Below are 13,223 nucleotides of genomic sequence, written 5' to 3' on the forward strand. Positions count from 1 at the left end.
GGGAACAGGCCTTCCCCCGACGCGGCACGGACCGCACCTGTTGACTACGACTATTCAGAGCATCAGGATGTGAATAGATTTTCACCGTCGCGAGGAGGCACCGCCATGTCAGGACCCCGCCCCGTTCGGGCACCGCGCGGCAGCGCACTGACCGCCCTGGGATGGCAGCAGGAAGCCGCCCTGCGGATGCTGCAGAACAACCTCGACCCCGAGGTCGCCGAGCACCCCGACAAGCTCGTCGTCTACGGCGGCACCGGCAAGGCGGCCCGCGACTGGCGTTCCTTCGACGCGATGGTCCGCACCCTCCGGACGCTCAAGCAGGACGAGACGATGCTCGTCCAGTCCGGGCGGCCGGTCGGCGTCATGCAGACCCACGAGTGGGCGCCGCGCGTGCTCATCGCCAACTCCAACCTGGTCGGCGACTGGGCCAACTGGGAGGAGTTCCGCCGCCTGGAGGCGCTCGGACTCACCATGTACGGCCAGATGACCGCCGGGTCCTGGATCTACATCGGCACCCAGGGCATCCTCCAGGGCACCTACGAGACCTTCGCCGCCGTCGCCGCGAAGAAGTTCGGCGGCACGCTGGCCGGGACGATCACCCTGACCGCCGGGCTCGGCGGCATGGGCGGCGCCCAGCCGCTCGCCGTCACCATGAACGACGGCGTCGTCATCTGTATCGACGTCGACCCGCGCGCCATCGAGCGCCGCATCGAGCACCGCTACCTGGATGTGAAGGCCGACAACCTGGAGCACGCCCTCCAGCTCGCCGTCGAGGCCCGCGACGCCCGCCGCCCGCTCTCCATCGGCCTCCTCGGCAACGCGGCCGAGCTGCTGCCCCGGATGCTCGCCGAGAGCGCGCCGATCGACATCGTCACCGACCAGACCAGCGCCCACGACCCGCTGGCCTATCTGCCGCTCGGCGTCGACTTCGACGACATGGCCACCCTCGCCGCCGAGAAGCCCGCCGACTTCACCCAGCGCGCCCGCGAGTCGATGGCCCGCCACGTCGAGGCCATGGTCGGCTTCATGGACGCCGGCGCCGAGGTCTTCGACTACGGCAACTCCATCCGCGGCGAGGCCCAGCTCGCCGGTTACGACCGCGCCTTCGACTTCCCCGGCTTCGTCCCCGCCTACATCCGCCCCCTCTTCTGCGAGGGCAAGGGTCCCTTCCGCTGGGCCGCGCTGTCCGGCGATGCCTCCGACATCCACAAGACCGACAAGGCGATGCTGGAGCTCTTCCCGGAGAACGATTCCCTGCACCGCTGGATCAAGATGGCCGGCGAACGCGTCCACTTCCAGGGCCTGCCCGCGCGCATCTGCTGGCTCGGCTACGGCGAGCGCGACAAGGCCGGCGAGCGCTTCAACGACATGGTCGCCAGCGGTGAACTCGCCGCCCCGCTGGCCATCGGCCGCGACCACCTCGACTGCGGCTCCGTCGCCTCCCCGTACCGCGAGACCGAGGCCATGCTCGACGGCTCCGACGCCATCGCCGACTGGCCCCTGCTCAACGCCATGGTCAACGTCGCCTCCGGCGCCTCCTGGGTCTCCCTCCACCACGGCGGCGGCGTCGGCATGGGCCGCTCCATCCACGCCGGACAGGTCTCCGTCGCGGACGGCACGAAGCTCGCGGGCGAGAAGATCCGCCGCGTGCTGACGAACGACCCCGGCATGGGCGTCATCCGCCACGTGGACGCCGGCTACGACATCGCCGAGACCGTCGCCGCCGACCAGGGCGTACGCGTCCCCATGACGGAGGGCAACTGATGCCGTCCGGCCTGTCCGGGGGCGAGCCCGCCACCTCTTCCGGTGCCCGGGAGCAGTGGCGCGCGGGTGACTCCTTCCTCTCGATGTGGCGGCAGCTGGCTCCCGTCGGACGGCACGCCGACAGCGGTGGCTACCGGCGTTACGCCTGGTCGGAAGCGGACCTCGACTGCCGGGCCTGGTTCCGCGCGCAGGCCGAGGCGCGCGGGCTCACCCAGGAGACCGACCGCAACGGCAACCAGTGGGCCTGGCTCGGCGACCCCCTGGCCGGGGACGCCGTCGTCACCGGCTCGCACCTGGACTCCGTCCCGGACGGCGGCGCCTTCGACGGCCCGCTCGGCGTGGTCTCCTCCTTCGCCGCGCTCGACGAACTCCACCGCAGGGGAGTGGAGTTCACCCGACCGCTGGCCATCACCAACTTCGGTGACGAGGAAGGTGCCCGCTTCGGCCTCGCCTGCGTCGGGTCCCGGCTCGCCGCCGGACAGCTCGCCGCCGCCGACGCCCACCGGCTGCGCGACGGGGACGGCATCACGCTGCCCGCCGCCATGGAGAAGGCCGGATACGACCCCGGGGCCATCGGCCCCGACCCGGAACGGCTCGCCCGGATCGGCGCGTTCGTCGAACTCCACGTCGAGCAGGGCCGCGCCCTCGACCTGACCGGCGACCCCGTCGGCATCGCCTCCGCCATCTGGCCGCACGGCCGCTGGCGGTTCGACTTCCGGGGCGAGGCCAACCACGCGGGCACCACCCGCCTCGCCGACCGCCGCGACCCGATGCTCACGTACGCCGAGACCGTCCTCGCCGCCCGCCGCGAGGCCGAACTGACCGGCGCGCTCGCCACCTTCGGCAAGATCGCGGTCGAGCCCAACGGCGTCAACGCCATCCCCTCCCTCGTCCGCGGCTGGCTCGACTCCCGCGCCGCCGACCAGGACACCCTGGACGCCGTCGTCACCGGCATCGAGCGCGCCGCCCGCCAGTACGCCGAGCGGGCCGGGATCGACCTCGACGTCGTGCGCGAATCGTTCACGCCCGTCGTGGAGTTCGAGCACGCCCTGCGCGACGAGCTCGGCAGGATCCTCGCGGGGACCGGCGACACGGGGCGGCCCGTGCCCGTCCTCGGCACCGGCGCCGGCCACGATGCGGGTATTTTGTCCGCCTCGGTGCCCACCGCCATGCTCTTCGTACGCAACCCCACCGGCATCTCGCACTCACCCGCCGAGCACGCCGCCGAGGACGACTGCACGGCCGGGGTGGAGGCACTCGCCGACGTACTGGAAGGTCTCGCGTGCAGCTGACACACCGGACGACGGGCGCACCCGTCACCGCGACGTACTGGATGGACCACGCCTGGCTCGGCACCCACGTCGAGCCGGGCGTCACCCTGGACGTCGCGGGCGGCCGCATCGCCGGGATCAGGACCGGCGTCGAGGCACCGCCGCACGGCGCGACCGTGCTGCGCGGCCTGACCCTCCCCGGCCTCGCCAACACCCACTCCCACGCCTTCCACCGGGCCCTGCGCGCCACCGTCCAGGTCGGCTCGGGCACCTTCTGGACCTGGCGCGAGCTGATGTACCGGACGGCCTCCCGGCTCACCCCGGACACCTACTTCGACCTGGCCCGCGCCACGTACGCCGAGATGGCCCTGGCCGGCATCACCTCCGTCGGCGAATTCCACTATCTGCACCACGCCCCCGGCGGCACCCCCTACGCCAACCCGAACGCCATGGGCGAGGCGCTGATCGCGGCCGCCGCCGAGGCCGGCATCCGGATCACCCTGCTGGACACCGCCTATCTCGCCGCCGGATTCGGCGAGAAGCCCAACCGGCACCAGTTGCGCTTCTCCGACACCACCGCCGAGGCCTGGGCGGAGCGCGCCGCCCTCCTCAAGGGCGACGACCACACCCTGATCGGCGCGGCCGTCCACTCCGTCCGCGCGGTCCCGGCGGACCAACTGGCCACCGTGGCACGGTGGGCCGAGGAACGGGACGCGCCCCTGCACGTCCACCTCTCCGAGCAGACGGCGGAGAACGACGCCTGCCGGGCCGCCCACGGCCGCACCCCCACCCGGCTGCTGGCCGACCACGGAGTGCTCGGCCCGCGCACCACCGGCATCCACAACACGCATCTGACCGAGGCGGACATCGAACTGCTCGGCTCCTCGGCCACCGGCACCTGCATGTGCCCCACCACCGAACGCGACCTGGCCGACGGCATCGGCCCCGCCGCCGCCCTCCAGAAGGCGGGCTCGCCGCTCTCGCTGGGCAGCGACAGCCACGCCGTGATCGACCTCTTCGAAGAGGCGCGCGCGATGGAGCTCAACGAGCGGCTGCGCACCCATGTCCGGGGCCACTGGACGGCGGCCGCCCTGCTCCGGGCCGCCTCCGCCGACGGGCACGCCGCACTCGGCCGCCCCGACGCGGGCATCCTGGAACCGGGCGCCCCCGCCGACCTGACGACGGTCGCCCTGGACTCGGTCAGAACGGCCGGACCGGTGCCCCGACTGGCAGCGGAGACCGCCGTATTCGCCGCCTCCGCCGCTGATGTGCGGCACACGGTCGTGGCAGGGCGGCACATCGTCCGGGACGGTCGTCACACCCGGATCGAGGACGTGCCACAGGCGCTGGCGACAGCCATCGCCGCCCTGCACGGCTGAGCGCCGGACGTGACCGCCCCGCACCACCGACCCCGGACCCCGCGGACCGGATCCACCCCGCCGATCCGGCCCTCCCGGAACGCAAGGAGAACACTCTCCAGATGACGACCACCGCCGTCACCCACATCGCCAGCCTGGTCACCAATGACCCCTCCCTCGGCAACGGGACCCCCCTGGGCCTGATCCAGGACGCGGCCGTCGTCATCGACGGCGACCGCATCGCCTGGACCGGTGAATCCAGCAAAGCACCCGCCACTGACAACGTCCTCGACGCGGCGGGCCGCGCGGTGATCCCGGGCTTCGTCGACTCCCACTCCCACCTGGTCTTCGCGGGCGACCGCACCCAGGAGTTCAACGCCCGGATGTCCGGGCAGCCCTACCGCGCGGGCGGCATCCGCACCACCGTCGCCGCCACCCGGGCCGCTTCCGACGAGGAGCTCTCCGCCAACGTCGCCCGCTACCTCGCCGAGGCGCTGCGCCAGGGCACCACCACCTTCGAGACCAAGTCCGGCTACGGCCTCACCGTCGAGGACGAGGCCCGCGCCCTGCGCATCGCGGGCCGCCACACCGACGAGGTCACCTACCTCGGCGCCCACATCGTGTCCCCCGACTACGCCGACGACCCCGCCGGATACGTCGATCTGGTCACCGGCCCGATGCTGGAGGCCTGCGCCCCGCACGCCCGCTGGATCGACGTGTTCTGCGAGCAGGGCGCCTTCGACGGGGACCAGGCCCGCGCCATCCTCACGGCGGGCCGTGCCAAGGGGCTGCACCCCCGTATCCACGCCAACCAGCTCAGTTACGGCCCCGGTGTCCAGCTCGCCGTCGAGCTCGACGCCGCATCGGCCGACCACTGCACCCACCTCACCGACGCGGACGTCGACGCGCTCGGCCAGGGCAACACGGTCGCCACGCTGCTCCCGGGCGCGGAGTTCTCCACCCGCGCCACCTGGCCCGACGCCCGCCGCCTCCTCGACGCCGGGGCCACCGTCGCGCTCTCCACGGACTGCAACCCCGGCTCGTCGTTCACCTCGTCGGTGCCGTTCTGCATCGCGCTGGCCGTCCGCGACATGGGGATGACCCCGGACGAGGCGATCTGGTCGGCCACCGCCGGCGGGGCCGCCGCCCTGCGCCGTACCGACATCGGCCGCATCATCCCCGGCGCCCGCGCCGACCTGGTCCTCCTCGACGCCCCGAGCCACGTCCACCTCGCCTACCGCCCGGGCGTCCCGCTGGTCAGCGCGGTCTGGCGGAGCGGACAGCGGGTGGTGTGACGGGCGGTCCGGACGGCGTCCCCGGAACACCGCCGCACCGCACACGCGGAAGGACCCGCTCCCGGTGTCCGGGACGGGTCCTTCCGCGGTGCTCGACGGCCCGTGGTGCCCCGGGGAGGGGTGGCGGGCCGGCCGGGGTCATTCCTCCAGGGTCAGACCCTTACGGAGCTTGGTCAGCGTCCGGGACAGCAGCCGGGACACGTGCATCTGCGAGATGTTCAGCTCCTCGCCGATCTCCGACTGCGTCATGTTGCTGACGAAGCGGAGCGAGAGGATCATCCGGTCCCGTGCGGGCAGCGCGGCGATCAGCGGCTTCAGCGACTCGACGTACTCGATGCCTTCGAGGCCGTGGTCCTCGTAACCGATGCGGTCCGCGAGGGCGCCCTCGGTGTCGTCCTCCTCGGGCTTGGCGTCCAGCGAGCTCGCGGTGTACGCGTTGCTCGCGGACATGCCCTCGACGACCTCGTCCGGCGTGATGCCGAGGCGCTCGGACAGCTCCGCCACGGTGGGCGCGCGGTCCAGCTGCTGGGAGAGCTCGTCGCCCGCCTTAGCCAGGTCGAGCCGCAGCTCCTGGAGCCGGCGTGGCACGCGCACGGACCAGCTGGTGTCACGGAAGAAGCGCTTGATCTCACCGACGATCGTCGGCATCGCGAACGTGGGGAACTCCACACCGCGGCTCAGCTCGAACCGGTCGATCGCCTTGATCAGGCCGATGGTGCCGACCTGGACGATGTCCTCCATCGGCTCGCTGCGGGAGCGGAACCGGGAGGCGGCGAACTTGACGAGCGCGAGGTTGAGCTCGACGAGGGTGTTGCGTACGTAGCTGTACTCGTGGGTGCCCTCTTCGAGGGACTCCAGCCGCTCGAAGAGCGTCTTCGACAGGGCCCTGGCGTCCAGAGCGCCCACTTCGGCGTAGGGCGGGATCTCGGGAAGTCCTTCGAGTCCCTCGCCGACCGCGCCGGAGAAGTCTGAGGTGGTGCCGGTGGAACTGGTGGTGCCGGTGGTGCTGGTGCGCGGGCCGGGAACGGCGCTCGCGGCGGGGGAGTCGGAATTGGTCGGTCCCTGAGGACATGCCGACGACGCGTTGTGGGTACGCGCTTCGTCGAGCCGGGGTGACATGGTTCTCCTCCATCGTTCTCGGCATATGGCTGCCGATGCCCCTACGTGTTCCTGCGGTGAAGCGGCGCCTCCAAAGCCGGTCGTGTTTCGGGTGTCCCTCTACCCATACCCGGTCCTGGCCAGCAGTGACAAGCGCCAATTACTGCTATATGTCCGGTTTGTTGAGTTCTCCGACTACCGCGGGACGAACGGAACGCGTACTGTTTTACGCACGTCGGCGGCAGCTACGCATACAGCCGCACAGGCAGTGACGCGCACAATGACGAACGGCGAAGAGGGACAGGCATGGACCGCGGGACGGTCGGCAGTGCGAACCGGGGTCGGCTTCAGGTCGAGGCCCGGACCGAGGGGCGCAGCGAGGTCGTGACGCCGGTGGGTGAGCTCGATCACCACACCGCCGATCTGCTGCGCGAGCCCCTGGAGAGTGCGGTCGAGCAGGGGCGGTCGCGCCTGGTGGTGGACTGCTCCCGCCTGGATTTCTGCGATTCCACCGGGCTGAACGTGCTGCTCGGCGCCCGCCTCAAGGCGGAGGCGGCCGGAGGAGGGGTTCATCTGGCCGGAATGCTGCCCGTCGTGGCGAGGGTGTTCGAGATCACCGGCGCGGAGGCGGTCTTCACCGTCCACGCCACGCTCGAAGAGGCCCTGGCCGGCTGACCCGGCACGAGCGCGCGGCCGCGGACGCCCCCGATGTCGGCTGTGTCACGCGATCGTGTGTCCCAAGTGGGTGTTGTTGCGAAACGGCAGGGCAGGAGACACCTCGGCGGCGCCCCGCGAGGGCTCCGGCACACTCGGTAACTGATCACTATCTGTTCAACGGCGACATGGCGACATGGCGAATCGGTGAGGTGAAGCGCTGATGAGCACCACCCGGCAGCATCCGCCGGGCGACCTCGGTCGCGAGCCGGACGAAGCGGGCGCAGCCTCGCCCGTCCCGGCCGAGCGGCAGTGGCGCACGCTCTCACTCGGGCAGGCCAGCGGCATTGTTCCGACGGCCCGTGACTTCGCCCGGCAGGCGCTGCACGACTGGGGCTGGCTTCCGGCGTCCAGCGCGGACCGCCGGGCCGCCGCCGAGGACGTCCTGCTGGTCGTCTCCGAGCTGGTGACCAACGCCTGCCTGCACGCGGAGGGCCCCGAGGAGCTCCGGATCGGCCGCACCGCCAAGGTGCTGCGGGTGGAGGTCGTCGACCGGGGGGCCGGGCAGCCCGCACCCCGTACGCCGCACCGCGCCGGCCGGCCCGGCGGGCACGGCATGTTCATCGTGCAGCGCCTCTGCCTCGACTGGGGCGTCCTGCGCACGCCGGACGCCCCGGGCAAGACCGTCTGGGCGGAGCTCGCGGCCCCCGCCTAGGGGCGCCCTCCCGCTCACGCCCCACCCGGACTCCTCACCCGTACGCCTCGGGCGTACCGCATGTCCGTACCGAAAGAGAGCGCGCCGGATCGGCGCGCTCTTTGTCTTCCCTCCATCAGGCCCCGGGCGTACCTTGAGCGCCAAATCTGATGTGCCGTCAGTAACGCGCGCCCGTACGGACCGTGTCGCGCGGCGGCGTCCGGCATGAGGGGAACACGAGGTGTCGAACCAGAAGCGGACCACTCTCGCGCTGGCGGCTGCGCTGGCGGGCTCGATCGTGGTGGCGGGCGCGCCAGCCGCGTACGCGGAGGTCGTGGACGTCAACTACCAGTGTGTGACGCCCATCGGGCCCAAAGGGGCGGTCTCGCCCATCGACATCAAGGGCGTCAGGAGCGGCGACGGCTACAAGCTCACCATGTCCTTCCAGAAAGGCGTCTCCTCCAGCCCGGTCGAGCTGGGCAAGGGCGCCATGAACCCGAGCGCCGTGATCGAACTGGGCGGCGCGGAGGAGGGGAAGGTCCAGGTCTCCGGCCCGGCGAACGCCGAGGCGATTCCGGCCAACACCCCCATCAAGATCAGTGACCTGTCGGGAACGTACACCCCGAAGAAGAGCGGCAAGGTCACCTTCACCGCCGGGGTCCTCACCATCAAGGCGCTCGGTACGACCACCACCTGTACGCCCAAGAACAGCCCCGGCCCCTCCCTCGAACTCGACGTCCAGGGGGCGGGCGGCTCATCGGGCGGCGGCTCCACAGGAGGTGCCACCGGTGGCTCCACGGGCGGTTCGACCGGAGGCGGCGAGCTGCCCCGCACCGGCCCGCTGGACTCGGCGGCGGCGCTCGGCACGCTCGGCGGGACCGTGCTGCTGACCGGGGCGGCCGGAGTGCTCTGGCTGACCCGGCGAGGACAGCGCTCCGCAGGCTGATCACGGCCGTACGGCCGGTATGCGGCGCACGGCCTGTACGGAGGGCCCGTACGGAGCGCACGCGTACGGCAGCGCCATCGCCGCCGGAAGGCAGAGGAGCCGCCCATGTCGCCATCCACCCCGCGCCTCCGCCGGGCGCTGCTCGTCCCCACGGCGGTGCTCGCCGCGCTGCTGTGCGCGCTCACCTCGCCCCCGGCAGCCGTCGCCGCCGCTGACGCCGGTCCGGCGGACTGGACGGCCCGGCCCGCCGGCGGCAGCGACCGGGACGCCAGGCCGTACGTCTATCTGGAGGGCACCCCCGGCACGGTCCTCCAGGACCGGCTGGCGGTGACCAACTCGGGCCGTGCCCCGCTGACCGTACGGCTACGGGGCGACGGCCGGGCCGGGGCCTGGATCCGGTTCGCCGCGGACACGGTCACCGTCCCGGCCCGGACCCGCGCCGAGGTGCCGCTCGCCCTCACGGTGCCGCCCGACGCGGTGCCCGGCGACGCCTCCGGGGAGGTCGTGGCGGTCGACGGGGGCGAGGAGGTCCGGGTACCGGTCCGGGTCCGGATCGGCGGCCCGACGCTGGCGGCGCTCACCGTCGAGGACATCGGGATATCCGGCGGGACCATTCGGTACGCCCTGGTCAACCGGGGCAACGCGATGCTGACGCCCCGGCTGGCGGTGCGCGCCGACGGGCTGTTCGGCACCCTGCTGGACCGCCCGGAACGGCCCCTTCCACTGGAGCTGGCCCCCGGCCGGCGGGTGGAGCTGACCGAGCCCTGGCCCGACCCCCCGGCCCTGGACGCGGTCACCGTACGGCTGCGGGTCACCGCGCCGGGAGGCGCCCGGGACGAGGCGGAGGCCTCGGCGACGTACCTCCCGGTGCTTCCGGCCGTCGGCGGAGGACTGCTGGTCCTCGGTGTCCTGGCGGTGCTCGGCTTCGGCGCGTACCGACGGCGGCGCCGCACCGGGCGAAGCGACCCGGAGCCGCCGGACACGGAGACAGAAACAGAGACGAAAGCAGAAACAGAAACAGAAACAGATACGAGGCCCTTGGCGAAGGCGGGAGCGGAAAAGTGACGCAGCAGCCCGGCCCCCGAGTCCTCCGGCGCACCGCGCCGCCCGTCCTGCTGCTCCTGGCCGCCCTCCTGGCGCTTCTGCCCGCCCTGGTCGTCCTGACGGCGCCGGGCGCCCGGGCGGCCGAGGGCGACCCCACCGTCAGCCTCTCCAAGAAGGAGGCGGGCAAGGGCGGCGAGATCACCGTCAGCGGCAGCGGCTGGCGCGCCGAGGCGTTGCTGATGCTGCTGATCTGCGGGCAGTCCACCCCGGAGCGGGGCGTGATCGGCGGCACCAACTCCTGCGCCAACGCCGACGGCCGCGCCGTCACGACCGACAAGAAGGGCGCCTTCAGCAAGAAGCTGCCGGTCACCGAACCGCCGAAGCCGTGCCCCTGCGTGGTGCACATCGCCACCGTGACGGGCGAACAGACGCTGGCCGACGCGGTGTTCACCGTGGCGGGCCACCCCACGGCAGAGCTGCCGCGGCAGAGCGGCGACGGGAAGCTAGCGGTGCTGGCCGCCACCCGGCTGGAGGGCGACAGCTCCCTGCTCACCTGGTTCGGAGCCCCGCCCGCGCGCCAACTCGTCTTCACCGTAGGCAATCTCGGGTCCGCCCCCGTCGAGGATCCCGTCTTCGAGATCGGCACCGCGCACGGCGTCTACGCCCCGCAGTGGGAGGAACGCCAGTGGCGCGGCACGGTCGCGCCCGGCGGCAAGGCGCAGATCGAGCTGCCGGTCGAACTGTCGGCGGGCGCGCACGGCGACTACCAGGTCTCCCTGCGGTACGGGAAGAAGGTGCTGGCCGAGCAGCCGTGGGGGGTCGGCCGGCCCTGGGGCGTCACGCTCTTCTGGGCCCTGCTCTGCCTGGTCGTCCCGGCGGCCGTCTTCCGTATCGGCATGGCGGTCGTGGACAAGGTCCGGCCCCGCCCCGCCGGCGCGCACCGTACGCGGAGGCCGGCCACGGCACCCACCGCTCCCGCCGCCACGGACACCACCGAGACCACGGCCGTGCTGCCGTGGTTCACCCCGGATTCCGCACCGCTGGAGAACCGACCCCGACCCACGACGAAGGGACAAGCGTGAGCACGCAACGGAGGATGAGCGCGGCCGGAGTCGCGCTGATGCTCGGCGGCGCGGGCATCCTGATGGCCGCGAGTCCGGCCCAGGCCGCCGAGGTCAGTTACGCGACGGAATGTATTCCGCCGCCGATCTCGGGACTGCCCGCGGTGCAGGGCACCACGAAGGTGGAGCTGACCGCCCCGGCCGAGGCGAAGGTGGGCGACGAGATCGAGGTCGTCTGGAAGACGGTCGAGGCCGCGTCCAAGAACCCGGACGTGCTGGACCTGTCGGCGGACACGGTCAAGCCGACCGGGACCATCACCCTGGGCGGTGCGGCGAGCGGCGAACTGAAGCTGGAGGGCCCGCGGCAGAATCCGCCCATACCCAAGAACAGCCCCATGGTGCTGCCCGACATGAAGGGCACGCTGAAGCTGGAGGCCGCCGGAGAGATCACGCTGACGCCGGGCGCGTACAACATCAACGTGTCCAAGCCGATCTCCACGGACACCAAGTGCGCGCCGAAGGAAGAGGTCCGGCCCGGCGCCACGATCAAGGTCACCGAGGGCGGCGGCGGCACCACCGGAGGCACGACCTCCGGAGGCACGGACAGCGGCGGCACGGACAGCGGCGGCACGACCGGCGGCACCACGACCGGAGGTACGGACACCGGCGGTACGACGACGGGCGGCGCGGACGGAGGCACGGACGCGGGCGGCACCACCTCCGGAGGCGGTGACTCCGGCGGGAGCACCGGCGGCGGGGGCGGCGAGACCGACTTCCCCGGCAAGGAGGTGTCCGTCGCCTACGCGTGCAAGACGCCGATCGGGGACAAGAACGCCACTTCGCCGGTCAGGATCGACGCCAAGAAGAACGGCGGGGCGTACGACCTGACGGTGAAGTTCAGCAAGTCCGTGATGGACAGCCCGATCGACATTCCCGCCAACCAGGTCAAACCGTCCATGGACGTCAAGCTCGGCGGGGCGGACCAGGGCACGGTCAAGGTCGAGGGGCCGCTGAACAAGGAGGTCATCAAGACCGGGGCCCCGATCGAGATCCCCGATCTCACCGGTACGTACAAGCCCGGCGCGAGCGGAAAGTCCACGCTCAGCCCCGGTGTCCTGACGGTGATGGCCGCCGGTACGACCACCACCTGCACCCCGCCCGACGACGTGGCGGTCTCCCTGGAACTGGACACCTCCGCCCAGCCGGGCGGCGCGTCCGGCGGGAGCGGTGGCGCGGCGGACTCCGGCGGAGCGGCGGCGTCCGGCGGCGGCACGGACTCCGGCGGCGGGCTGGCCGCCACCGGGGCCGAGGGTGACGGTGCGCTGCGGGCACTCGGCCTGGTCGCCGGTACGGCGATCCTGCTGGGCGGCGCGGTGTTCACGTTCACCCCGTGGCGGAGGCTGCGCGGTACGCGCTGAGCCGGGATCACGGGCCGGGACGCCGCCGGACGGAGGAGACCCTTCCGGCGGCGCCCCGGCATGCTCCGGGCCCGCACCGATCGCTCGTGCTCTGAACTAGCTCAAACCACCTGCCCCGCCTTGCTCGTACAAGATCGAAAAATCTAGGCTTCTCACGCATCTCTTCGCAGGAGCGAAGGGAATCGTCTGGGTGCGGCGCTCCCCGGCAGGCTTGACCACCTGCCCGTCCCGCACCGGTTGAGAAAAGGAACATCATGAAGGTGACCTGGGGGAAGAAGGCTGCGACGGGCGTGCTCGCCGGCCTGCTGATGACGTCCGGACTGTCGCTTGCGACCGCCGCGCCCGCCGCCGCGGCCGGTGCGAAGTACACCTGCAAGGCCACGCCCAGCCTCTCGATGGGACGTCCGGTCTCGACGTCCTCCTGCAAGAAGTCGTCCAAGGGGAAGGTCGTCAAGAAGCACCGCGCCGTGCTCGTCTGCGACGTCGTACGCGGCCGGGGCGCCGAGCACACCATCCCGTGGACGCTGTTCGGCGACTGGAAGAAGCCCGGCGAGAAGTCCTCGGTGAAGTGCGGGTTCAGCAGCTTCCTGCGCAGCGTCAAGGTCGAGACCAAGAAGTAG

The 13,223-nt window shown here is 72.1% G+C and carries 12 protein-coding genes; 11 read left to right on the plus strand and 1 reads right to left on the minus strand.

Annotation, left to right across the window (positions count from 1 at the left end):
- Positions 1-105 precede the first annotated feature (105 nt).
- From hutU to hutI, 4 genes are all read left to right on the plus strand, one after another.
- Positions 106-1,764 (plus strand): urocanate hydratase, encoded by a 1,659-nt coding sequence (hutU, locus tag AC0VY3_RS04670; protein WP_475549009.1) that lies wholly within the window; start codon positions 106-108, stop codon positions 1,762-1,764.
- Positions 1,764-3,056, plus strand: coding sequence for an allantoate amidohydrolase (locus AC0VY3_RS04675; RefSeq protein ID WP_181010975.1), 1,293 nt, complete (start codon positions 1,764-1,766; stop codon positions 3,054-3,056). The genes hutU and AC0VY3_RS04675 overlap by 1 nt, the downstream gene beginning before the upstream one ends.
- Positions 3,047-4,414, plus strand: coding sequence for a formimidoylglutamate deiminase (locus AC0VY3_RS04680; protein ID WP_103510733.1), 1,368 nt, complete (start codon positions 3,047-3,049; stop codon positions 4,412-4,414). The genes AC0VY3_RS04675 and AC0VY3_RS04680 overlap by 10 nt, the downstream gene beginning before the upstream one ends.
- 101 nt (positions 4,415-4,515) lie before the next feature.
- Positions 4,516-5,688: an imidazolonepropionase gene (hutI, locus tag AC0VY3_RS04685; RefSeq protein WP_103510732.1), complete on the plus strand. Its 1,173-nt coding sequence runs from the start codon at positions 4,516-4,518 to the stop codon at positions 5,686-5,688.
- A 138-nt stretch (positions 5,689-5,826) separates the two neighbouring features.
- On the opposite strand, the gene AC0VY3_RS04690 is transcribed toward hutI, so the two are convergent.
- On the minus strand, positions 5,827-6,807 hold the full coding sequence (locus AC0VY3_RS04690; RefSeq protein WP_103510731.1) for an RNA polymerase sigma factor SigF: 981 nt from the start codon (positions 6,805-6,807) through the stop codon (positions 5,827-5,829).
- A 285-nt stretch (positions 6,808-7,092) separates the two neighbouring features.
- Between AC0VY3_RS04690 and AC0VY3_RS04695 the strand changes: the two genes are divergently transcribed.
- The 7 genes from AC0VY3_RS04695 (at position 7,093) to AC0VY3_RS04725 (ending at position 13,223) form a co-directional block, all read left to right on the plus strand.
- A complete protein-coding gene (locus AC0VY3_RS04695) occupies positions 7,093-7,461 on the plus strand; it encodes an STAS domain-containing protein (protein ID WP_103510730.1) in 369 nt (122 codons plus the stop codon).
- A gap of 202 nt (positions 7,462-7,663) precedes the next feature.
- The gene (locus tag AC0VY3_RS04700; protein ID WP_030086094.1) at positions 7,664-8,155 is read left to right on the plus strand and encodes an ATP-binding protein; all 492 of its coding nucleotides are present in this window, start codon (positions 7,664-7,666) and stop codon (positions 8,153-8,155) included.
- Positions 8,156-8,375: 220 nt separating this feature from the next.
- A complete protein-coding gene (locus AC0VY3_RS04705) occupies positions 8,376-9,080 on the plus strand; it encodes a peptidase (protein WP_475549010.1) in 705 nt (234 codons plus the stop codon).
- Positions 9,081-9,185: 105 nt separating this feature from the next.
- Positions 9,186-10,145 (plus strand): COG1470 family protein, encoded by a 960-nt coding sequence (locus tag AC0VY3_RS04710; protein ID WP_475549011.1) that lies wholly within the window; start codon positions 9,186-9,188, stop codon positions 10,143-10,145.
- The gene (locus tag AC0VY3_RS04715; RefSeq protein WP_242742316.1) at positions 10,142-11,206 is read left to right on the plus strand and encodes a hypothetical protein; all 1,065 of its coding nucleotides are present in this window, start codon (positions 10,142-10,144) and stop codon (positions 11,204-11,206) included. Before AC0VY3_RS04710 ends, AC0VY3_RS04715 begins: the two co-directional genes overlap by 4 nt.
- Before the next feature lie 14 nt (positions 11,207-11,220).
- Positions 11,221-12,603 carry a hypothetical protein gene (locus tag AC0VY3_RS04720; RefSeq protein WP_475551639.1) on the plus strand — a complete coding sequence of 461 codons (1,383 nt, stop codon included), beginning with the start codon at positions 11,221-11,223 and terminating at the stop codon, positions 12,601-12,603.
- Between the two features lie 254 nt (positions 12,604-12,857).
- Positions 12,858-13,223, plus strand: a complete 366-nt coding sequence (locus AC0VY3_RS04725) for a hypothetical protein (protein ID WP_475549012.1) — start codon at positions 12,858-12,860, stop codon at positions 13,221-13,223.

The organism is Streptomyces sp. iso_384 (assembly GCF_056172905.1).